Here is a 22,846-nt window from a genome sequence, read left to right as displayed (position 1 = left end):
AGGAGGTTGAATAAATGCTATCATTTAGAGCTGTTTTTACTATGGAAGAGGAAAAAAATAATTATAATCGTGTAGATGTAACTTGGTACGATTGTCCAATTGACGAACCGTTTAACTATGAATACTTCGAAAATGAATCAAATAGCTACATTGCATGGACAGAGGACCTTATTAATTTTCACCGATGGATTTTTAAATATTTTTATCAAGGTTATGTACTCCAACAATTTGAGTTGATCATATACCAAGACCATAATCAGACTGAAGATGAAGTCCTATTCTCGATTCCATATTTTAATATTAAATATAAGGATTGTTTAAATATAATTCACGATGGATTAGTTAATTATAAAAGAGATATAGTAGAAATTAACTTTATTAAATCAGTGCAAAATTATGAGCATATTTTTAATAGAATCATTCTATTTAAAAAACATTGGTTAAGATTGGCAAATATAAGAAGTAACAAAGAAAATGAATTAATTGAGAATGACCTTATATTTGACTTACCATTCCTAATATATTTTGCAAATAGCATAGAGGAATTTAGAGAAATAATTAATAAGGTAATCAAGTATTTCAATGGTATATTTAAACTATTAAACAAGAATAGTAATGACCGAAACGTAAGAAAGGTCAAAAATATATTGGTACTACTATTAGATGATTTAAGAAATGAGGAAAGAAATATAAATGAATTTAGTTGGATGTTTAAAATCAATGGGAATGAAATTCATAAAGAAAATAAAGATGATATCGAACTACATCTTCCACTTGAGGAAGAATTCGATGATAATTTACCTCTCTAAATTATATTAAATTTTTTTGGCTGTCCAGACAGAACGTAATGACTCTTAGGACAGCCTTTTTTTGATAAAAATAATTAATTACATACTCTTAATGACTTCTTTGCTGTTCTAAAGCATAGCGCAATGAAATCATTGTCATTTTATAACTACATAGATTATAATCATATAGAATTCTGTGGGTTTATATAGAAGGAGACAGTAGCATGAATAAAAGGTTAAAAAGAAATAGAATTCGTTGTAAATGTTGCGGAGATATTATTGAATCAAAACAGATATATGATTTTCAACAATGTTCATGCAAAACGGTGGCGATTGACGGTGGACTGGAGTATGCCAAAAGAATTTTTCCTAGTAATCCACCTGAAAAATTTTATGATGAATTAGTAGAATATGAATGATTTCGTATATATTTGAAGAACTTAAACTGATCCACTAGCAAGTATTTATTGCTGTTCTAATATAGGTAATCGGTTGGTGAATTTCGAAAGATGACGTTGCCGTATTAATGGGGGTACACAAAAGAATGTAACGAACGATAAAACAATAATTTAGCATAAAAGTATAGATCACGAAACCTAATACAACTGAATCATTTCTAAAATATGTCAATAATAATAAATCCCTCTTATAGTTCAACTACTACAAAAAGAACCTACCCAGTTTGTGGATAGGTCCCTAATTTAATAATTACTCTACTGGTGACAATTCACTTTCCGTTACCCATTTGTGGTTTTTCACCTCTTCTCCAGAATCGGTAGCAACAAAATCAACCATATATACGGTTGTTTCTTCCGCTGAATCGATTACTGCAGTTGCACCGTCCATGCCCTTCATGTGATCTGCATTAAGAGTAACTTCAGTTCCCGGTTCAAAAGGTTCATCTCCTGCTTCTTTAACTTCTTCATGAATAACCCATTTATGATTTTCTACTGGTTCTCCACCAGTCGTTGGCGTGTAGGAAACAGTATATACCGTTGTATCATATGCGCCAATAACCGTTGCCTCAGCACCATTCATCCCCAGCATATGGTCGGATTCAATTATTGCTTGGCTGCCCACCTCATAAGTTGGGTTTTCCTCTTCTTGTAGGCCTTCGGGAACTTCGCCAGAGCTAGAATGGTTCATACCAGAATGCTCCATGCCTTCCATATCTTCGTTGGTATCAGATTCCTCCATATCCATTTCATCATTATTGGATTCCGTGTCCATATTTTCTTCAGTGCTTGATTCAGTTTCTGTGTTTTCTTCTTCATTCGCACCTGTACATGCAGCTAAGAAAAGCACTGTAAATAAAGTTAATATCCCAATTACAAATTTTTTACTTATCATTTAAACATTCCCTCCTAATTGAATTGCTATTGCTTTATTTTAACCAAGAGACTTGCAGAATATATGCAGATTTTTAGATACTAAGAATCATTTTGAATCTAAGATGAACCATTCACATTTTACCTTAATGTTGGTAACAATCATTATCAAAATGCTCTTTAAATACTACATTTTACCTTAATATCGATATTTTCATTTAGAATACAACCTACACTTTGAAAATTTAGTTATCTATATAACTTAATTTTACACTGAAAAGCAATTATCGTGTGTTAAGTACTATATCATTTTATTTATGTTGCATAAAAAAAGCTGATTTCCAAATAGAAAATCAGCTTTTTACTATGTTTATTAAGCTCCCACATCGTAGCCTTGTTCTTCAATAGCTTCTTTCATGGCATCAACATTTACTTTCGATTCATCAAAAGTAACATCTACTTTGCCAGCTTCTAAATTAACTTCAGCAGAGGATACACCATCTAATTTTTTCAATGCACCTTCAACTGACATTTTGCAATGACCACAAGTCATACCTTGTACATCTATTGATTTCTTTTCCATACTGTTTTCACCTCCTCTAAAGGATGTTTTTATAACTTCACTCGTTTTAGACGGAGTGAGTTAGTAACTACACTTACAGAACTTAATGCCATTGCTGCACCAGCAATCCAAGGCGCAAGTAATCCAATAGCCGCAACTGGTATTCCAGCCGTATTGTAGCCGAAAGCCCAGAAAAGATTTTGACGGATATTTCGAATGGTTGCATGACTGATTTTAATTGCCTTCGGTATAAGCAATAGCTCACCGCCAAGAATCGTTACGTCAGCAGCTTCAATAGCCACTTCTGTACCAGTTCCAATGGCAATACCAATATCCGCTATAACAAGTGCAGGTGCATCATTCACACCATCTCCAACCATTGCAACTTTCTTACCTTGTTCTTGGATTTCTTTTACTTTAGCTGCTTTTTCTTCAGGTAATACTTCAGCGATTACCTGATCAATTCCAACTTGTTTTGCTATTGCTTTGGCTGTTCGTTCATTATCACCTGTTAGCATAAACACTTCTATTCCTAAATCTTGCAATTGCTTAATAGCTTCTGGAGCCGTTTCTTTTATAGTATCTGCAACAGCAACTGTTCCCCGGTACTCACCATCAATGGCAATTAACATTGCTGTTTTACCATCTATTTCATATTGCACCAATTTTTCTTCATAACCTGCTATATCCACTTGATGATCTTTCATTAGCTTTCTATTACCAACAAGAATGTTTTTTCCAGAAATTGTTGCTTCAATACCATGACCCGGTACTGCCTCGAAATGTTCTACATCCAAAAAGTCGATATTATTCTCTGTAGCGTATGCAACAATTGCTTCTGCAAGTGGATGTTCGGACCCTTTTTCCGCACTAGCTAATAATTGTAATGCTTCCTCATCACCTGAAAAGTCAGTTACTTCCGGTTTCCCTTTTGTAATTGTACCTGTCTTATCAAGTACAATTGCTTCTAATTTATGTGTACCCTCTAGGTGTTCTCCACCTTTGAATAAAATCCCACTTTCTGCAGCCTTTCCTGTTCCAACCATAATGGACGTTGGGGTTGCGAGTCCTAAAGCACATGGACAAGCGATAACAAGTACAGCAATCGACGCAACTAAAGCAGATTCCATTTGTCCGGGTTGTACTAAAGTAATCCATATAATAAAGGTTAAGATAGCAATACCGACGACTATCGGAACGAAATAACCTGAAATAACGTCAGCTAATCGTTGTATTGGAGCCTTTGATCCTTGAGCTTCTTCAACAACCTTAACAATAGATGCTAATGCTGTATCTTTTCCTACTTTTGTTGCTTCCATTTCAATGGAACCATTTTTATTAATAGTAGAACCAATTAATTGTTCTCCTAAATCTTTTTCAATCGGAATTGATTCACCTGTAAGCATAGATTCATCAACAGAAGTTCTTCCCTTGATAACAATACCATCTACAGGTATTTTCTCCCCCGGTTTTACAATTAAATGATCACCAACAACTACATCGCTGGCAGGAATCATTATTTCTTTACCATCTCGAATTATACGAGCTTCTTTTGCTTGCAAATTGAGTAGTTTAGATAAAGCATTTGTTGTTTGACTTTTGGCTCTAGCTTCTAAATATTTACCGAATAAAATTAATGTGATTATTACAGCACTTGTTTCAAAATATAAATGCGGCATATATTCTGGATTTCCAATTGTCATGAATGCTTCATATAAACTATAAAAATAAGCAGCACTTGTACCTAAAGCAACAAGTACATCCATGTTTGCTCCACCATTTTTTAAGTTCTTATAAGCCCCAACATAAAACTGCCAGCCGATAATAAATTGAACTGGTGTTGCTAAAGCAAACTGGAACCAAGGATTCATGAAGATATCTGGTATACCCATGCCTAATAAATGTACAAGCATCGTAACTAATAAAGGTGAAGTAAGGATAGCTGAAACGATTAATTTGGTCTTCATATCTTTTAGTTGTTTTTCTTTATAAGATTGCTTCTCTTTAGCCTCTGCCTTGGGTTTAGCATCATAGCCAGTATTTTTGATTTTATCAATCAATGATTTTACATCAATTAACCCCGGATTATATTCAATCGATGCACTTTCTGTCGTTAGGTTAACAGTTGCAAGTTTTACTCCATCTTGTTTGTTCAATACTTTTTCAATACGGGTAGAGCAAGCCGCACAAGTCATCCCAAAGACATCTAGGTCCGCTTTCTCCGTTAGAACACCATACCCAACATTCTCTATTTTTTTCGTTATATCATCAACAGATGTTTTCTCCGGGTCATAATCTATCGTTGCCTTTTCAGTTGTTAAATTAACCTGAGCCTTAACCCCATCCATTTTATTCAAAACCTTTTCAACACGATTAGAACAAGCTGCACAGGTCATCCCTGTTACACCAAGTGTTGTATGATTTGTTTCACTCATAATAATTCCCTCCTTACTTGGAAAATTGCTTCATGACAGTCATTAATTCCTCAATAGTTTCCTTTCCTTCACCTTGTTTAATAGCATCACTAACACAATGGTTAATGTGTCTTTCTGTGATAGAAAATCCTACATTTTTTAGTGCTGATTGAATGGCACTAATTTGTACTAAAATATCTACACAATATCGATCATCTTCAACCATTTTCTGTATCCCACGAACTTGACCCTCAATTCGTTTCAAACGATTAATCGTTTTCTGTATTTCATCTTTCGTTCTTGGTTTACTTGGGTGATCATGTAAGAATCTCTCTTCCAAATGAATCACTTCCTTTTCTTTTATACAATTACTATACCCCCGTACAGTATATTTGTCAATGGGGAAACTTAACTTTTGAAAACATCTTTTAATATTTTACACTTTTTGATGTTAGTTATTTTCTTACATAGCCACTAATGGTAAATTGTTATCCAAGGTCTATTATTAGCTTTTTAATTGTTCTTTACCTATCCGTTTTAAAAATTTATGGAATGTCTCCCGTTTTTTCCCCATTTCAGCATATACAGCAATTATTTTTTCCACTGTATCGTATAATTCTTCTGGTGTTAAATTTTCTTTCAGTAAAGAACCTACCTCAGCATCTTTTCCTTTCGCTTTACCACCAACATATAAATTATAATGATCTTTATACTTCATTACACCTATGTCACTTAACATTGGTTCACCACAACCAATGATACAACCTGTATAAGCAACTTTTAGGGTAAATGGTACAGGTTTTCCTGCTATACGGCGATTTATTTCTTTTGCCACTGGCATCCCTTCCCTTTCTTCCCCTTTGCAAAAATTACAGGTTCTCAAGCTCTTTACGTAATTTCCAACTGGATAACATTTTAAACCGACACTTTCGAATTCTTTAATTACTTCGTCTTTATTATCCTCTGGAATCTCTATATAGAGTTGTTGAAAGGTAGTTAACTCCAGTTCATCTTCCTCACTCATGTATTTTGAAATTGTCATAAGTTGTTTGGAATTGAGTTTGGAACCGAACCCTATTCCCCCATTCACAGCGATTTTTATTTTATTCTCCATATTCTTATCTCCCCTATTTTCAATGTTTCTGGTAACAATGGATAAAATATATCTATATACAAATTAAACAGAATTTTGATGCAAACATCATCCTTTCACTATATAATACTATACCCCCCTAATGTATGTAAAGTAATAAAAAGTGGACAAAATTTTATCCTAAACAATATTAAGAGATCCTTTATCCTCATTGTTGTTATTACCCTAGATTAATTTTTGCTGAAATCTGCACAAAAAATGGACATATTTTTTATATGTTAGTTAATGGATAAAACTATTAAATTCAAAGTGAGTGAGTTGATATGTTCGAACTTTTTAATGAAATAGGCATTATGCTAAATGGACCACTTCAGCAAATTGCATATGGATATGAACACATTCCACTGTTATTTGCATTTTTTCTTGGATTAATTGGCGCCGTTGCTCCTTGTCAGCTAACAGGCAATATCAGTGCAATGACTATTTACGGTAACAGATCATTAGTCGAAAAAGTCCCTTGGTTACACGTATTTCTATTTGTTTTAGGTAAGGTAGTTGTTTTTTCAATAATCGGTTTAGTAGTCTGGTTACTTGGGAAGGAAATACACAGTACTCTAACACAAATGTTTCCGATTCTAAGAAAAGCAATTGGGCCTTTACTTATACTGGTTGGTTTATTTATGATAGGGTTATTTAGCTGGAGAAAAACAGGAAAAACGTTTAAAATACCCACTAAATTTAAAGATAGTTATCTAGGAAGCTTTTTAATGGGTGCGAGTTTTACGTTAGCATTTTGCCCTACTATGTTTGTATTATTTATACTAACCTTAATGCCAGTTGTATTAGAAACATCATATGGATTTGTATTACCTTCTGTATTTGGAATTGGAACCTCACTTCCACTTTTATTAATTATTTTTCTTATTTGGTATTTTGGGGCAAGTGGCATTATATTAAAGAGAAGCAGAAAAATAGGGTCACTAGTGCAGAAACTTGCAGGAGTTATCATTCTTATTATAGGTATTTTGGATACTTTAACTTACTGGTAAAAGAGGTCAATTATGTTTAATAAATTATCCTTAAAAATTGGACTATTATTCTTTGTGTTCATGTTAATTATCGAGGTTTTTGTTTATTTTATTCTATATACAAATATAGCAAATGAACGTATTGATGAAGTGATGGATAGTTTATTAGCTCGTGCCAATACACATAGTGCTGTCTTGGAAAATAACTTTGATTCATCAACGTTGGAGCATGTTGCTATCATGGAGTCAGAATCGGAATTTGCTGTTATTATTACCGATGCCAATGGTAACATCATCATTAATTCCGATCCTGTTGAAAAGGAAATGTTTGAAGTAATTGTTCATACGGATTATAAGGATATACCCAGTGTAGGAAAAGTAGTAGAACAGCGTTGGTCAGAAAAACAATATATAGCGGTTGATAGCCCCATCACTATTGATGAAGAACATCAAGGGCATGTCTTTATGTTTGCTAATACCAATATTGTAAAAAATATGGTTAATCATTTGAGTGATCAATTTGTCATAGTTGGATTAATCACCATTGTTCTAACAATTTTTACCGTCTTTATTCTTTCTCGTTTTATTACGTTACCATTAATGAAAATGAAAGAAGCCACAGAACAACTAAGCAAGGGAAAAAATAAAGTGGAATTACATAAGGAACGAAAAGATGAACTAGGAGAATTAGCTGGTTCTATCATGAGGCTATCTAGTGATCTAGAACGATTAAAAAATGACAGAAATGAATTTTTGGCAAGTATCTCTCACGAACTTAGAACGCCATTAACCTATATAAAAGGATATGCGGATATTATAAATAAGCAAGACATAACAGATGAAGAAAGAAAAGAATATCTGGATATTATACGGGAAGAAACAGAGCATTTGACGGTTCTAGTTAAAAATCTATTTGACCTTGCAAGAATGGATGAAAATAGGTTTGTAATTAATCGAAAAAATGTTAATTTTAGACAACTAATCCAAACGATTGAAGAACGAATTTCTCCAGTACTGGAAGAAAAAAATATTACACTTTTTGCTTCATGCCCAGTAGATATCATAGGTAATATTGATCCCGATAGGATCCAACAGGTTTTATTAAATATACTGGATAATGCCAGAAAACATACACCCGAAGGAAAGTCTATATCATTAGAGGTAACCCAGTATGATAGAGAAATTACTATAACTATTTCAGATGAAGGAGAAGGAATTCCAAAAGAGGAGTTACCTTATCTATTTGAACGGTTATACCGTGTAGAAAAGTCGCGTTCCAGAGAAAGCGGTGGAACGGGATTAGGATTAGCTATTGCAAAAGAAATTATAGAATCTCACGGAGGTACGATTGAAATCGAAAGTGAACTTGGAAAGGGTACAAGAGTTATTGTTCATTTAACAAGAGGTGAATATAATGGTTAAAGCTCTATTAGTAGATGATGAAAAACGAATGCTAGATTTATTAGCGTTATATTTGAGACCACATAGTTATATATGTAAAAAAGCTATTAGTGCTAAAGAAGCATTATCGTTTTTAAAAGAAGAAACTTTTGACATAGTACTTATAGATATTATGATGCCTGAAATGAACGGCTGGGAGTTATGCCAAGAAATTAGAAAGGATTCGGACATCCCTATCATCATGGTAACTGCTCGTGAACAGAAAGAGGATATTGTAAAAGGGTTAAAATTAGGTGCAGATGATTATGTAACGAAACCCTTTGACGAAGATGAGCTATTAGCAAGAATAGAAGCGGTATTACGTAGAATGAAACCTGCGAAGAAGATTGAAGTAAATGGTCTCTTATGGAATGAAGATGAGTTTGAGTTATCATATAAAAATAATACATTAAAGTTAACACCAAAGGAATTTACCATGCTAGGTTATTTTATAAGAAAACCAAACCAAGTGTTTACTAGAGAACAATTAATTGAATTAATTTGGGGATACGATTCACACACAGAAGGAAGAACAGTTGATTCCCATGTACGGAACATGCGAGATAAAATTCGGCAATCTGGATTTCCAATCGATGATTATTTAATAACTGTTTGGGGTATTGGATACAAATGGATAAACAAGCCTTCATTATAGGTATAAAAAAAGGTCTTTAATACAAATGTAAAAAAAGACCTTTTGTTTTGACACAAAACTTTTACAAAAATCAAAGCCTTATTAATACTATACAGGGGTATAGTATGGTATAGTATGGATAGAGAGATGAAAAATACAGAAAATAATAGGAAATTCATCTAAATATCCGTACCAAAGGAGGAGTAATAATGAAGAACAAAGGAAATGAAGGGAATCCACACAATCACAATAAGCATAGAGAACATGACCATCATAATCATAAACAACATGAGGAACAAAAACATCTTAGCCATCAACATCATAATCATGAACATGAAGATATGCATGGTTATCACAAACATGGACATGGAGAACAAAAAAATCACGATCACAGTCATGGACATAGTGGGCATCATGGTGGACACGGCGGACATCACGAACATATGGTAGAAGATTTTAAGAAACGTTTTTGGATATCCCTGGTTTTATCAATTCCTATTTTATACTTATCCCCAATGATTCAAATGCTGTTTGGATATGAGGTAAATTTCACAGGTGATACCCTCTTACTTTTCTTGCTTTCCACAATTGTCTTTTTCTATGGTGGAAAACCATTTTTACTTGGTGCATGGGATGAGTTAAAGGAGAAATCTCCTGCAATGATGATGTTAATTTCTTTAGCTATCATCGCCGCTTATGTATATAGCACACTGACAGCATTCTTTATAAAAGGCAGTGATTTCTTCTTTGAACTAGCTACTCTTATTGTAATTATGTTGTTAGGACATTGGATAGAAATGAAATCCCTTATGGGTGCTTCAAAGGCATTGGAAGAGCTAATCAAGTTAATGCCAAAAGAGGCCCATAAACTGGACAAATCCGGAAATATTGTTGAGGTAACAGTCGAAGATTTACAACCGGGTGACCAAATTTTAGTTAAATCGGGTGAAAAGATTCCAATTGATGGTGAAATTTACGAAGGAGAATCTACCGTCGATGAGTCGATGCTTACTGGAGAATCTGTCCCTGTTGAAAAAGCGCCCGGAATGGAAGCGATAGGTGGTTCCGTCAATGGTGATGGTGTATTAAAAATTAAGGTAAGTAAAACAGGAAATGACACCTATCTATCCCAAGTTATTAAATTGGTAAGCGATGCAGAAAAATCGAAATCAAAGGCCCAAGGCTTTGCGGATATTGCTGCTAAATGGTTATTCTATGTTGCTCTTGTAGTAGGGATTATAACCTTTGCAGTTTGGTGGACTAACGGGGATTTAGACTTTGCTTTGGAACGAATGGTTACCGTTTTAATTATTGCTTGTCCACATGCCCTTGGTTTGGCAACACCACTAGTAACATCTAGATCTACTTCCATTGCAGCTAAAAATGGCTTGTTAATTCGGAATAGAGTAGCATTTGAAAGTGCATTTAAAGTGGACCGAGTGGTGTTTGACAAAACAGGGACACTTACGGAAGGTAATTTTGGTGTTACAGATATCCATCCAAGCGAGGGTATTAGTGAAGAAGAATTATTGAAATTAGCATATTCTGTTGAAACACAATCAGACCATCCAATTGCTAAAGGAATTGTGAAAGAAGGAAATAATCGTAATTTGAAACCCTTTGATGTTAAGGATTATCAGAATTTAACTGGGAAAGGGTTAGTAGCTAAAATCGGTGATGCAGAAATTGCTGTTATTAGTCCCGGTGCTATGAAAGCAAATAAAATTTCTTTTGATGAAAAAACTTATGACCAACTGGCTTTACAGGGGAAAACAGTCATATTTGTCCTTAAAGATAATGTCTTACAAGGAATGATAGCCCTAGCTGATATCATCCGTGAATCTTCTTATAAAGTTATTAAAGAATTAAATGACCGTGGTATAGAGACGGTTATGATGACTGGTGACAACACACGTGTAGCAAATTATGTAGGAGAAAAACTGGGTATTTCCAAAGTCATCGCTGAAGTACTTCCCCATGAGAAATCAAATAATGTGAAATATTTAAAACAAAACGGAAAAAAAGTGGCGATGATTGGAGATGGAATTAATGATGCCCCCGCTTTAGCAGAAGCTGATTTGGGAATTGCTATTGGTGCGGGTACAGACGTTGCGATTGAAACAGCTGATGTTATACTAGTTAACAGTAATCCAGTAGACATTTTAAATATCATTAAATTGTCTAAGGCAAGTCGCAGGAAAATGGTTCAAAATTTAGGATGGGCTGCTGGGTATAACATCATTGCTATTCCTTTAGCTGCAGGTGTATTGTACAATGTTGGGTTTGTCATAACCCCTGCCGTTGGAGCTGCAGTTATGTCACTTAGTACCATTATTTGTGCAATAAACGCTCAATTATTAAAAATCGATTAATAGAAATAAATTGGCTAAGCATGTATGGTATTGCTTAGCCTTTTATTTTTCTGTAGGTAAATTTCTGTTCATAAATAGTACAAAGAATCTGCTTAATTTCTGCAAACTTGTAACGTAATCTAACAGAGAGTGTCTTTATAATACCACCGTTATACTATATTTCTATAAGGAGTGATACATACTTATGAGTTTGGAGGAAACGAAAAAGAAGAAGAAAAATAAAAGGAAAAATCGATTAATTTTTAGAACTTCTATATTAATTGTAATGGTTGGAGCTATTATATTTGCATTAGTGTCCAATATACAAGCGGATAAAACCATTTATCAAGTCGGAGATGAAGCACCTGACTTTGAATTAAAACAAATTAATAAAAATAATGAATTAGAATCTATACGACTAAGTGATTTTAAAGGAAAAGGAATTATGCTAAACTTTTGGGGTACTTGGTGTAAACCATGTGAGGAAGAAATGCCTTACATGCAAGAACTTTATCCCGTATATAAAGAAAAAGGAATTGAAATAATTGCAGTTAGTTTAGATAATACGGAATTGGTTGTAGATCGATTTATTGATAAATATGATCTAACTTTTCCAATTCCCCATGATAAAACAGGAGAAGTCAGGGATTTATACAAAATAGGACCAATTCCAAGTTCCATATTCATTAATCCGGATGGAAAAATTCAGAGAATTGTAAATGGGGCCTTATCATTAGAAAGTTTGGAGAGTTACTTTAAAGAAATATTACCAAAACAATAGACCGCAATTTTTTTAAAAAGGGGGATAAAATCTTTGAATGAAATAAATATATTTCTAGCTTTTGGTGCTGGTTTCCTTTCTTTTATCTCACCGTGTGTATTACCATTATATCCGGCATTTTTATCTTATATTACCGGAATGAGCGTAAGTGAGATAAATGAAGAAAATAAAAAAATGAATAAAAAGGCTCTTTTACATACCGTTCTATTTTTACTAGGGTTCTCAAGCATTTTTATTATGATTGGTTTTACCACCTCTTATATATCGGAATTCTTATTAACCTACCAAGATGCGATTAGACAAATTGGTGCTATTTTAATCATTTTCTTTGGACTAGTGATTGTTGGAATTTTTAATTTTAAATTTCTAATGAAGAATAAAAAAATCACATTCAAAAATCGTCCCGGCGGTTATGTTGGTTCTTTCATCATAGGAATGGCATTCTCTTTGGGATGGACTCCTTGTACCGGTCCAATACTAGCTATTGTGTTATCATTAGCTGCAACAAATCCTGATGTTGGTATGATTATGATGATTAGTTATGTTTTAGGTTTTTCGATTCCATTTCTATTATTAGCAATGTTTATTGGTAAAATTAAATGGATTAAAAAACATAGCCTAAAATTAATTAAAATTGGTGGATATATTATGATTTTCATGGGAGTAGCACTATTCTTTGATTGGTTGACAAAATTAACTTCCTTCTTAGCTGGATGGTTTGGTTTTTATGGATTTTAAAATATATTTTCCATAATTTATCTATTACATCTGCACGAATAATGCATATTTGAGCATTATAATTTGTCTTGTAGAAATTGTTACAATGTAGAATATCGTTCGTTTTACATGGTAGTATATATTAAGATTTAACAAATTGGATGAAAAAGGAGTCGAACAAAATATGAAAAAAGGATTATTGGCAGTAATTGGATTATTACTTATTTTAATAGTTGCTGCTTGTAGTGAAGGCGAAAGTACATCAAATGAAAAAGAACCACAAGATATCAAGAAAATGGTCCAAGACTACAGTGTTGGGGATTCCGATGATGTGCCTGCTTCTATTACTTCAGAAGAGCTTATTGTAACTGATAGTAATGATAAAGAGACTACCTACGATCTTCCCGAAGATGAATTTTTTGTTTCCATCGCACCATTTGTTGAAACAACCCACCCTTGTACCAATCACAGCTTAACAGGTTGCCAAGGAGAATTAGTGGAAAAAGAATTTGATGTTTATATTGAAGATGAAGAAGGTAATGTAGTTGTGGATGAAACCATGACATCATTAAAGAATGGATTTATTGATTTTTGGTTACCACGTGACAAAACATACAACGTGACGATTCAATACGATGGAAAGACAACTCAATCTGAGATTTCCACTTTTGAAGGTGATAATACTTGTATAACAACAATGCAATTAATCTAGTCGTATTTCCCCGTGATATCTTTTAAATTAAAAAATACAAAATAAAGGGTAATAGAAAAAAATTATATAGTTTTATAATATTCCCATTAGAATCGAGTGTTATCAAAGATAAAGCACTCGATTCTTTTTTGCTTAATTTTACTATTTAGAAATTTTTTGGCTCCCTTTTATCCTCGTTACCACTGACTGTAAACGAACTGAATTAGATTAATACCTGATAATAATATGGAACCTGGATTCCCGCGTACTCATAACGAGGTAGGCGGGGTAACATCTAGACTCCTATAAATGTCCTTTTGTTTGCTGAGAAGTTCACCAACACGCAGTTTTTTGCCGGAGGTTTCAAAGCATTCAATAACATCCAGTTGATCCAAGGCGCCCTGTAACGTATATTTTTTGAATAAATCCGTGTCCTGCATTTGCTTTTTGATATAAGAAAGATAGATAAGTGCGACAAACTCCACAAAAAGCTTCCCGTCGAGACTTTTTTCTGCTGACACCAGTGTGCGGCGCATGTTCAATCGCTCCTTCAGATTCCCAAACGCTTTTTCGACGACATCCTTATTGCGGTAAATCTCCAGCGCAGTGGTGGCGTCCATGGTTTCATTAGTCATTAGCGCAAAGAATCCAAAATAGCGTTTGGCCTTGTTGACAGCCTCGGTGTTGATAGTAACTTTTGTCCCTCGTTTCGGTGTAGTTTTTGTCTCAAAGTACTTTTGATACAGCTTTTCATGTTCCTGTTGCCTTTTCCCTGATTCCAATTCCTGACGCAGAGCGATTAGCTTGCGGTCGAACGCTTTTTCGTCCTCTGCAGCTCTGTCAATATTGTAATAAAAGTGAATGTACATACGCTTGGACTGTGTCAGGGTGTCCCCCTTATACGGACGGTGTTGCGTATAATCCCACGTTGTCCGAACCGTGCGGCCATACAACTCGTATTTCTCACTGTAGTGATCAAAAGATCGAAAATCGTCATAGATGTTATCCAATTCTTTCCGGATAAAAACAAGCGACACTTTAACGGCGACCAGGAACTTCACGTGGTTTTTCAGTAATGCGTTAATATTTTCTTTACTATAGAAGCCCCTATCCATGACCATCTTCACTTTGGAGAAACCAAGAACATCCAAATCGGCAAGCAGGTTCCCGACGGTTTTGGAATCTGGGATATTACCAGCCAGTTTGCGGTAATAAAATGGCAGGTTGGACGTTTCGCCGAAGACCAGCGCCAGATTTAGCTGAGGCAGTGGATCATTTTCTTTATTCCAGCCGTATTGTACCTGTCTCAGGAGTTCAGACTGGCTGGATATGGTGGTGGTATCATAGGCCCAAAACTCCTTTTCCGTCCGCCGTTTTCCCTGGAGTCGAAAGAACTTATTTTTTGCATCTTCGGTGATGGATGCGAACAGATCGCTACTTCGCTGGGACGTGATGTTTTCACCGTAAGGATGTTTATGTATGAGGCTCCATTTTTCAAAACGATAAAGAGGAGTGCTGTCCTCTAAGATCAGATAGTATGCAATAGAAAGAATCTGGCGATACGTATCGGGAAAACACGCTTTCAGGTCTTCCGTAATGCCGGTACTCGCACCGATCTCATCCAGGAGATACGTGGCACCGTAAAAATAACGTGCGGTTTGCACAGAGGGAACAGGATCTCCCTTTGTCACGGCAAACCCCTCTTTCTTTTTGCGCCCCCTGCCGTCTGTCGGAACAATTTCTCCAGTTTTACTGTCTACCCGTCCGATTAAGGTCCTTTTAGACCGGGATTGTTGCTTGTCCTTGTCCCAGTAAGAAATGGATTCATACGCATAAGTGATCCCTGAACGCTTATCCTTTTGAAAGACGATAGCAGCCATTTTTGCCACCTCCTCGTTATGTATATTGTAACACATAACGAGTATAGAAACAATAAAAAAGGGGCATAAAGCCCGGTATTTTCATGTTTTTAGACGATTCATCGTTATGTAATGGCGGGAATCCAGGATGGAAAATAAAAATTCACACTAATATTGAAGCAGCCTTGTTGGATAAAATACAATGTCAAGGGAATAGTAAAATTTGTATTTAATCTTGAAGCAAAGGGGAATTTTCAGATGGCCGTGTCTTATGAAGAGTGTATTAAAGCTTGTTTAGAATGTATGGAAGCTTGTAATGGGTGTTATGATGCTTGTTTAAAAGAAGAGAATGTAAAAATGATGGCTGACTGTATCCGCTATAATAGAGAATGTGCAGACATTTGCGCATTAGCAGCAAAAGCAATGCAATCGGATAGCCCTTTTGCTAAGCAGATTTGTAAGCTTTGTGCTGAAGTTTGTGAAGCATGTGGAAAAACGTGTGAACAACATAACCATGCTCATCACTGCCAAAAGTGTGCAGAGTCCTGTTTTAAATGTGCAGACATTTGCCGAACAATGGCATCTTAAATATAAAAACGGTGAACTTGCGTCACCGTTTTTATTAGTTTAAAGTTATGATTAAGACTTTTTCTATATTTAATTATTTAACAAGTGTTGAAAATGTTGATAGGTTTTTATTTGTTCCTCAGTGTCTGCTTTGGGGACAAATGACCAACCCATACGGTTGATAAAATCAGAATATCTTTTTTGAATTTCTAACTGTTGCAAAGCCATTTCCACATGCGCATTTCTAACATTTCTATCTTTCATTAATAAAGCAGAAGTATAATTTTCATTTGACATCAATTTGGCTCCAGCACGTGCTTCTAATGCAATCCATTTATCGTTGTATTTATTAACCCCTGTACCTTCTACTCTTCGGTTGCTTACATCATACATATCTAAATCCGGAACTTCAACATACTCATTATTATCAGGATTAATTAAAGATAACATTACCCTAACATGCGACATCATTACATTTATCTGGAGAGCAATAATACTTTTCAAATCTGAATTTGTAGTGTTAATATGATAGACTTTTAATTTATTAATCATTCCCTCGTGTGTAGACAAATGTTCTGCCATTAAGCCAAGGTCTACGGATGGTAAAGTTGACATATAACTCACCTTTCATTAAATAAATTCCCTTTAATATATGCTGTTTAATGAAAATCTGTTATTAATGCCCACTTTTATCTAAAAAGGGAAAATCGAGTGGACCAATGTAATTCAATACCAAAAACAATATTGCAATGGTAAAAATCATTAAGAATGGATATTTAAAAAAGGAAAGAATTTGTTGGTTGGCTTGTTTACGTATGGATTCTTCTGCTGTATATAAAACAAGTAACAAAATCATTGTTATCATCACAGCTATAACCTGGATTCCCGCCATTACATAACGATGAATCGTCTAAAAACATGAAAATACCGGGCTTTATGCCCCTTTTTTATTGTTTCTATACTCGTTATGTGTTACAATATACATAACGAGGAGGTGGCAAAAATGGCTGCTATCGTCTTTCAAAAGGATAAGCGTTCAGGGATCACTTATGCGTATGAATCCATTTCTTACTGGGACAAGGACAAGCAACAATCCCGGTCTAAAAGGACCTTAATCGGACGGGTAGACAGTAAAACTGGAGAAATTGTTCCGACAGACGGCAGGGGGCGCAAAAAGAAAGAGGGGTTTGCCGTGACAAAGGGAGATCCTGTTCCCTCTGTGCAAACCGCACGTTATTTTTACGGTGCCACGTATCTCCTGGATGAGATCGGTGCGAGTACCGGCATTACGGAAGACCTGAAAGCGTGTTTTCCCGATACGTATCGCCAGATTCTTTCTATTGCATACTATCTGATCTTAGAGGACAGCACTCCTCTTTATCGTTTTGAAAAATGGAGCCTCATACATAAACATCCTTACGGTGAAAACATCACGTCCCAGCGAAGTAGCGATCTGTTCGCATCCATCACCGAAGATGCAAAAAATAAGTTCTTTCGACTCCAGGGAAAACGGCGGACGGAAAAGGAGTTTTGGGCCTATGATACCACCACCATATCCAGCCAGTCTGAACTCCTGAGACAGGTACAATACGGCTGGAATAAAGAAAATGATCCACTGCCTCAGCTAAATCTGGCGCTGGTCTTCGGCGAAACGTCCAACCTGCCATTTTATTACCGCAAACTGGCTGGTAATATCCCAGATTCCAAAACCGTCGGGAACCTGCTTGCCGATTTGGATGTTCTTGGTTTCTCCAAAGTGAAGATGGTCATGGATAGGGGCTTCTATAGTAAAGAAAATATTAACGCATTACTGAAAAACCACGTGAAGTTCCTGGTCGCCGTTAAAGTGTCGCTTGTTTTTATCCGGAAAGAATTGGATAACATCTATGACGATTTTCGATCTTTTGATCACTACAGTGAGAAATACGAGTTGTATGGCCGCACGGTTCGGACAACGTGGGATTATACGCAACACCGTCCGTATAAGGGGGACACCCTGACACAGTCCAAGCGTATGTACATTCACTTTTATTACAATATTGACAGAGCTGCAGAGGACGAAAAAGCGTTCGACCGCAAGCTAATCGCTCTGCGTCAGGAATTGGAATCAGGGAAAAGGCAACAGGAACATGAAAAGCTGTATCAAAAGTACTTTGAGACAAAAACTACACCGAAACGAGGGACAAAAGTTACTATCAACACCGAGGCTGTCAACAAGGCCAAACGCTATTTTGGATTCTTTGCGCTAATGACTAATGAAACCATGGACGCCACCACTGCGCTGGAGATTTACCGCAATAAGGATGTCGTCGAAAAAGCGTTTGGGAATCTGAAGGAGCGATTGAACATGCGCCGCACACTGGTGTCAGCAGAAAAAAGTCTCGACGGGAAGCTTTTTGTGGAGTTTGTCGCACTTATCTATCTTTCTTATATCAAAAAGCAAATGCAGGACACGGATTTATTCAAAAAATATACGTTACAGGGCGCCTTGGATCAACTGGATGTTATTGAATGCTTTGAAACCTCCGGCAAAAAACTGCGTGTTGGTGAACTTCTCAGCAAACAAAAGGACATTTATAGGAGTCTAGATGTTACCCCGCCTACCTCGTTATGAGTACGCGGGAATCCAGGCTATAATATTAATGATTGCATTCGGCCTAGTCATTGCTACCATATCTCCAAGCATGGCTCCCATCATCCCCCCCATTAGTCCAGAAAGTATGCCATCAATGACAGCAGGAAGACCTATAGGTAATCCTGCTAAAAAACCAACAACCAATCCAATCAATATAGCGTAAATGGTTGATTTAAATAAATCACCATGATAGATGACTCCTAAAATAGTTCCCATTAGAATTCCTGCCGACATCCCTAATGACATGGAAATCAACATTCCATTCATTTTAGTTACCCAATTTCGGTAATACGCTACATATATAATGGTTGTTATAACTTGGGTGGCACACAACAAAAGTATAAAAAATAATGAAATTGACATTATTTCAACCCCAATCTTAGTTTGTCCACACTTTTATTGTATTCACTGTTAACATGCATTATGATATACCCATAGGAGGTTTATGTATTTAAAAATAAACATAAAAGAGTTAACTGCATAAAACTGTAATTTCATTATTAATGAGTTTAGATATTCCTTATGCTTAGTTAAGATAATAATATTTACTTAGCGAAAAACGCTCCAAGTTTTCAACTTAGAGCGTTACTAGGGTCTTATAGTTTGGTAAATACTTCAAATAAATCACATTAAACATACATTCCTTCAATGCTTTGGAAAAAGAATAGAAACCTTCGTTCCAATATTTAATCTACTATCTATCTGAATTTTCCCTTGATGTGCATCTACTAATGCCTTCACAATGGACAATCCAATACCTATTCCACCTGATTTCCTATCTCTGGATTTATCCCCACGATAAAACCTTTCATAAAGATAAGGAATGTCTTCCTCAGCAATTCCAATCCCTTCATCTTTCACAAGGAAACCTATATAATCAGTAGAACCCTCTAGCTTTATCGATACCTTTTTTCCTTTTGGGGTATATTGAAGAGCGTTATTTATTATATTCGTCAAAATCTGTGCAACACGATCACGATCCGCTTTAAACCAATATTCTCTTTTAGGTTTTTGAATGTTTAATATAACACCTTTATCCTGAAATACTGACAAAAATTGTCCTTCCATTAAACGTAATATTTCACCTGCTTCTATATTAGTTTTGTTCAACTTTATTTGTGGATTTTCAGCGGCAAGTAACTCTTCTAATTCACCGACAAGGCGCACTAAACGCATCAATTCATCATGACTTTGCTGCAACCTTTTTGGCGTTGGCTCAAATATCCCATCCTGAAAAGCTTCCATTTGACTTCTTAGTGTCGCAAGTGGGGTTCGTATTTCGTGAGCAAAATCAGCAGTAAACTGTTTACGAAGCACCTCTTCTTTTGATAATGATTCAGCAAGTCGGTTAAACGATTCACCAAGTGGCTTCATTTCATTTGACAATTCCTTAACTGGTACACGCGTTCGCCATTTATGGTCTTGTAATTCTTGAATAGCTTTTGATAATTTTCGAAACCCAGTTGTTAGGCGCTTAGAAAACAATAGGCTAAACACGAACGCTAAAACAACTGTAACAATAATAGCAAGATAAATATTCGATTTAATTGTATTTAAAAAAGCAATGTCTTCCCCTATCATTTCCTCTGGGTAATAAACTTCCATATTGCCTATATGTCTTTCATCAAATGTTAAATCATAAGAATGTGTCTGGTATTCCGTTTTCATATCGGTTTCCGAATGCATCCCCATGCTATCCATCATTCCAAGCATCATCGTTGTATCAGCTATTATTTGTCCGTCTTCATCAGAAATTCTATAAAATAAATTATCCGTCATAGCTTGTTGATGCATTAAATTTGTTAGTTGGTTATCAATAAGTTCCCCTGTTTCTTTATAAGAATTAATTGCTTCATTTTCTATAAGTTTACTGCTTTGCTCTCTATTATTTTGTAAATATTCGTTGAATTGATCTTCAAACCCCCATAATATAGAGAAACTAGTAAGAAAAATACCACAAAGTGACACAACTAATAGGTAAAACAGGATTTTAGAACGAAGTGTCAATCGACGCATCAGATGTTCCTCCAAACCTATATCCCATCCCAAAAACAGTTAAAATATATTCTGGGTGACGAGAATCTGTTTCAATCTTTTTCCGAAGGTTTTTTATATGCGTATCAACACTTCGTTCATATCCTTCAAAATAAGTTCCATCATCCTGAATCTTTTCCAGTAAATCCAAACGACTGTAAACTCGCCCGGGGTAGCTTGCCATAGCTATTAAAAGCTTATACTCAATAGGAGTTAGTGGGATGATCTGATTATTCAATGTAATTTCCTTCTTTAAAAGATCTATTGTTAGCTTTCCTTCATTGAACGATAAATGGTTTCCACTATTTATTCTTTTTAACCTACGTAAAATAGCCTTAGCCCTTATTACGACTTCTCTTGGACTAAAAGGCTTTGTAACATAGTCATCCGCCCCAATAACGATTCCGTTAATTAAATCGTCTTCTGTCGATTTTGCTGTTAACATAATGATAGGAACATCACTTTCATTTCTCGTTAATCTACATATCTCTTCACCTGATATATCTGGTAGCATAAGATCTAAAATAATAATATCCGGATTATTTTCTTTTATTTTTTTTAATGCTTCTATTCCATTAGAGGCAAGAATGGTTTCCCATCCCTCTTTTTCAAAATAAGCTTCTAACACTTCAAGAATCATATCTTCATCGTCAACAATAAGAATTTTAGTCATGTTAAACCACCTCTTTCATATAGTATCATCAATTAAAATGAAAATGATAATCTTCACAACTTCCACATAAGTTCACCACAAATTCTCCATATATGAAAGGTATGATGTAGTTAAGAAAGGAGATGTTTTATATGAAAAAATTAGTAGTAGGGTTATTAACTGGAGCGGTTCTATTAGGAAGTGCAACTTTTGTTGCGGCCGAATCAAATGGAAATGGCATCTTCAACTTTGAGGAAATGCAACCGCATATTGAAGAAATGCATCCTAATTTATCATCAGAACAGCAGGAAGAAATGTTTAATAACTGTCATGGCGACAATGGTATGATGCAAAACGATACTGAATTCCGTGATATGATGTATAATTTATAGATTAAAGAGGTGATCCCGTATAATGGGGATGATGAATATGATGGGTTATGGGTTACTTGGATGGATACTTAACCTTGCATCTATCGGTATCGTTGTGTATTATGCCACCAAATTAGCATTAAAAAATTATCATAAGGATTAATTTAATCGTAATCTCTTTATAAAGGAGCGACTGTAATTGTGATCATTCCTTTTTAATCATGATAATCGATGTTACTGTTTAACCCGTTTAACATAAAACTTTAACTCATGCATGAAATGATTGTATTTTGCAAATCAAAGAACCTTCAATATACGACCAATGTCTAATTGATTGTCTATTGAAGGTAATCCTAACACTTATTTCATCAAACTTCCGTTAGTTTAAATGAATTATTCACAATATTTATTAGTAAAGACTTATATATTACAAGAGAAAACACCAAGAGGATTTCTTGGTGTTTTTTTATTCCCCTGTCTCAGCAAAGTGTTTGATTCGATTGCCAATTTCATCACGAACACGCTGGAAAACTGCCCATTTTTCTTCTTCCGTTCCTTCTGCTCTTGCAGGATCATCAAATCCCCAGTGTTCCCTTTTGACTTTAGGTGGTGTAACAGGACATTTATCTTTTGCATCACCACAAAGGGTAACAGTTAAAGCTGCGTTGTTTAGTATTTCAGAATCGATAATATCCGATGTTTGATTTGATATGTCAATTCCTGCTTCTTTCATTGCTTTAACTGCATTCGGGTTCAGTCCGTGTGCTTCAATTCCACCACTTTTAACTTCCCATTCCTCATGGTTTAAGTATTTTTTTGCCCAACCCTCTGCCATTTGGCTTCGGCACGAATTCCCAGTACATAGAAAGTAGATTATTTTTTTGTCATAGCTCATTCTCCT

Annotated in this window: 24 protein-coding genes; 12 read left to right on the top strand and 12 right to left on the bottom strand. The window is 35.3% G+C overall.

Translation table 11 applies throughout. The features are described from left to right. The first annotated feature begins 14 nt into the window (after positions 1 to 14). Both CZ382_RS23850 and CZ382_RS20940 read left to right on the top strand, forming a co-directional pair. Complete coding sequence (locus CZ382_RS23850) at positions 15 to 809, top strand: hypothetical protein (protein WP_088053035.1); 795 nt, start codon at positions 15 to 17, stop codon at positions 807 to 809. Between the two features lie 203 nt (positions 810 to 1,012). After that, positions 1,013 to 1,207 carry a DUF7695 domain-containing protein gene (locus tag CZ382_RS20940; RefSeq protein ID WP_060681793.1) on the top strand — a complete coding sequence of 65 codons (195 nt, stop codon included), beginning with the start codon at positions 1,013 to 1,015 and terminating at the stop codon, positions 1,205 to 1,207. 289 nt (positions 1,208 to 1,496) lie between these two features. Here the strand turns inward: CZ382_RS20940 and CZ382_RS20935 are convergent, their stop codons facing one another. The 5 genes from CZ382_RS20935 to CZ382_RS20915 form a co-directional block, all read right to left on the bottom strand. Then, positions 1,497 to 2,138 (bottom strand): YdhK family protein, encoded by a 642-nt coding sequence (locus CZ382_RS20935; protein ID WP_060681792.1) that lies wholly within the window; start codon positions 2,136 to 2,138, stop codon positions 1,497 to 1,499. A gap of 351 nt (positions 2,139 to 2,489) precedes the next feature. After that, a complete protein-coding gene (copZ, locus tag CZ382_RS20930; protein ID WP_060681791.1) occupies positions 2,490 to 2,699 on the bottom strand; it encodes a copper chaperone CopZ in 210 nt (69 codons plus the stop codon). 29 nt (positions 2,700 to 2,728) lie between these two features. Beyond that, positions 2,729 to 5,113: a heavy metal translocating P-type ATPase gene (locus tag CZ382_RS20925; protein WP_060681790.1), complete on the bottom strand. Its 2,385-nt coding sequence runs from the start codon at positions 5,111 to 5,113 to the stop codon at positions 2,729 to 2,731. A gap of 13 nt (positions 5,114 to 5,126) precedes the next feature. Next, entirely contained in the window at positions 5,127 to 5,432 is a 306-nt protein-coding gene (locus CZ382_RS20920) for a metal-sensing transcriptional repressor (RefSeq protein ID WP_060681789.1), read from the bottom strand. 165 nt (positions 5,433 to 5,597) lie between these two features. After that, positions 5,598 to 6,206, bottom strand: a complete 609-nt coding sequence (locus CZ382_RS20915; RefSeq protein WP_060681788.1) for an NAD(P)/FAD-dependent oxidoreductase — start codon at positions 6,204 to 6,206, stop codon at positions 5,598 to 5,600. A gap of 302 nt (positions 6,207 to 6,508) precedes the next feature. Between CZ382_RS20915 and CZ382_RS20910 the strand changes: the two genes are divergently transcribed. The 7 genes from CZ382_RS20910 (at position 6,509) to CZ382_RS20880 (ending at position 13,848) form a co-directional block, all read left to right on the top strand. Further along, positions 6,509 to 7,234, top strand: coding sequence for a cytochrome c biogenesis CcdA family protein (locus CZ382_RS20910; RefSeq protein WP_060681787.1), 726 nt, complete (start codon positions 6,509 to 6,511; stop codon positions 7,232 to 7,234). 12 nt (positions 7,235 to 7,246) lie between these two features. Continuing rightward, the gene (locus tag CZ382_RS20905) at positions 7,247 to 8,635 is read left to right on the top strand and encodes a sensor histidine kinase (protein WP_060681786.1); all 1,389 of its coding nucleotides are present in this window, start codon (positions 7,247 to 7,249) and stop codon (positions 8,633 to 8,635) included. Further along, a complete protein-coding gene (locus tag CZ382_RS20900; RefSeq protein ID WP_060681785.1) occupies positions 8,628 to 9,308 on the top strand; it encodes a response regulator transcription factor in 681 nt (226 codons plus the stop codon). Before CZ382_RS20905 ends, CZ382_RS20900 begins: the two co-directional genes overlap by 8 nt. 188 nt (positions 9,309 to 9,496) lie before the next feature. Next, positions 9,497 to 11,659: a copper-translocating P-type ATPase gene (locus CZ382_RS20895; protein WP_060681784.1), complete on the top strand. Its 2,163-nt coding sequence runs from the start codon at positions 9,497 to 9,499 to the stop codon at positions 11,657 to 11,659. Between the two features lie 184 nt (positions 11,660 to 11,843). Next, entirely contained in the window at positions 11,844 to 12,419 is a 576-nt protein-coding gene (gene resA / locus CZ382_RS20890; RefSeq protein ID WP_060681783.1) for a thiol-disulfide oxidoreductase ResA, read from the top strand. A 33-nt stretch (positions 12,420 to 12,452) separates the two neighbouring features. After that, complete coding sequence (locus CZ382_RS20885; RefSeq protein ID WP_088053034.1) at positions 12,453 to 13,157, top strand: cytochrome c biogenesis CcdA family protein; 705 nt, start codon at positions 12,453 to 12,455, stop codon at positions 13,155 to 13,157. 163 nt (positions 13,158 to 13,320) lie between these two features. Next, complete coding sequence (locus tag CZ382_RS20880) at positions 13,321 to 13,848, top strand: CueP family metal-binding protein (RefSeq protein WP_088053033.1); 528 nt, start codon at positions 13,321 to 13,323, stop codon at positions 13,846 to 13,848. Between the two features lie 248 nt (positions 13,849 to 14,096). On the opposite strand, the gene CZ382_RS20875 is transcribed toward CZ382_RS20880, so the two are convergent. Next, positions 14,097 to 15,707, bottom strand: a complete 1,611-nt coding sequence (locus tag CZ382_RS20875; protein ID WP_088049795.1) for an IS1634 family transposase — start codon at positions 15,705 to 15,707, stop codon at positions 14,097 to 14,099. 237 nt (positions 15,708 to 15,944) lie between these two features. Between CZ382_RS20875 and CZ382_RS20870 the strand changes: the two genes are divergently transcribed. Continuing rightward, entirely contained in the window at positions 15,945 to 16,274 is a 330-nt protein-coding gene (locus CZ382_RS20870) for a four-helix bundle copper-binding protein (protein ID WP_060681780.1), read from the top strand. Positions 16,275 to 16,343: 69 nt separating this feature from the next. Here CZ382_RS20870 and CZ382_RS20865 read toward each other — a convergent pair whose 3' ends face one another. Beyond that, positions 16,344 to 16,868: a spore coat protein gene (locus CZ382_RS20865; protein WP_060681779.1), complete on the bottom strand. Its 525-nt coding sequence runs from the start codon at positions 16,866 to 16,868 to the stop codon at positions 16,344 to 16,346. A gap of 61 nt (positions 16,869 to 16,929) precedes the next feature. After that, positions 16,930 to 17,118, bottom strand: coding sequence for a hypothetical protein (locus CZ382_RS20860; protein WP_088053032.1), 189 nt, complete (start codon positions 17,116 to 17,118; stop codon positions 16,930 to 16,932). A gap of 138 nt (positions 17,119 to 17,256) precedes the next feature. On the opposite strand from CZ382_RS20860, the gene CZ382_RS20855 reads away from it, so the two are divergent. Then, on the top strand, positions 17,257 to 18,867 hold the full coding sequence (locus tag CZ382_RS20855; RefSeq protein ID WP_088049795.1) for an IS1634 family transposase: 1,611 nt from the start codon (positions 17,257 to 17,259) through the stop codon (positions 18,865 to 18,867). Here CZ382_RS20855 and CZ382_RS20850 read toward each other — a convergent pair. From CZ382_RS20850 to CZ382_RS20840, 3 genes are all read right to left on the bottom strand, one after another. Further along, positions 18,862 to 19,251, bottom strand: coding sequence for a hypothetical protein (locus CZ382_RS20850; RefSeq protein WP_088053031.1), 390 nt, complete (start codon positions 19,249 to 19,251; stop codon positions 18,862 to 18,864). The two genes, CZ382_RS20855 and CZ382_RS20850, sit on opposite strands and share 6 nt — an antisense overlap. Positions 19,252 to 19,533: 282 nt before the next feature. Continuing rightward, positions 19,534 to 20,904: a sensor histidine kinase gene (locus CZ382_RS20845; RefSeq protein ID WP_060681776.1), complete on the bottom strand. Its 1,371-nt coding sequence runs from the start codon at positions 20,902 to 20,904 to the stop codon at positions 19,534 to 19,536. Then, positions 20,879 to 21,595, bottom strand: a complete 717-nt coding sequence (locus CZ382_RS20840; protein ID WP_060681775.1) for a response regulator transcription factor — start codon at positions 21,593 to 21,595, stop codon at positions 20,879 to 20,881. Before CZ382_RS20840 ends, CZ382_RS20845 begins: the two co-directional genes overlap by 26 nt. Before the next feature lie 131 nt (positions 21,596 to 21,726). On the opposite strand from CZ382_RS20840, the gene CZ382_RS20835 reads away from it, so the two are divergent. Then, complete coding sequence (locus tag CZ382_RS20835; RefSeq protein ID WP_060681774.1) at positions 21,727 to 21,966, top strand: hypothetical protein; 240 nt, start codon at positions 21,727 to 21,729, stop codon at positions 21,964 to 21,966. 445 nt (positions 21,967 to 22,411) lie between these two features. Here CZ382_RS20835 and arsC read toward each other — a convergent pair whose 3' ends face one another. Next, complete coding sequence (arsC, locus tag CZ382_RS20830; protein WP_060681773.1) at positions 22,412 to 22,840, bottom strand: arsenate reductase (thioredoxin); 429 nt, start codon at positions 22,838 to 22,840, stop codon at positions 22,412 to 22,414. Positions 22,841 to 22,846: the final 6 nt, after the last annotated feature.

Origin of the sequence: Virgibacillus dakarensis, from assembly GCF_900155625.1 — a bacterium.
In the GTDB taxonomy this organism is placed as follows: domain Bacteria; phylum Bacillota; class Bacilli; order Bacillales; family Amphibacillaceae; genus Lentibacillus_C; species Lentibacillus_C populi.
Note: the sequence above shows the minus strand (reverse complement) of the source record. Positions and strands in the feature narration are given on the sequence as shown.